Consider the following 330-nt stretch of genomic DNA (forward strand, 5'->3'; position numbering starts at 1 on the left):
ATGCAGGGCTGATGTGCCATGCTTGTTCGAGGCCTAGGCTGGCATTGTCTTGGTGGTCACTGTGTTGGTGTTTGCTTTGGACTGAGCCTGCGCCTTCTTCTTGTTCGAGGGCTGTGGCTTGCCAGCGTTGTAGGTGGACTGCTGTGGGTTGTAGGCTACGTTGTCCGATAAAACTGGTGATGCTATCAAATTGTTCTGTCGCATCACTACGGTGGTAGCGGATGTTGCGTCGGTTAAGCGCTTGGTATTGGCTGTTGTCGTCAATCAGGCGGAGCTTTTGTGCTTCGATCGGGCTGTTGTTGCTCGGTACAATCGGTTGGGCTTCATCAA

General features: G+C 52.7%; 1 pseudogene. It reads right to left on the minus strand.

The features are described 5' to 3' along the window. Positions 1-330 (minus strand): annotated as a pseudogene (locus AC1M9C_RS14985) (type VI secretion system tip protein VgrG); the annotation flags it as partial.

The sequence above is a fragment of the Acinetobacter sp. 24-47-39 genome, from assembly GCF_056783825.1.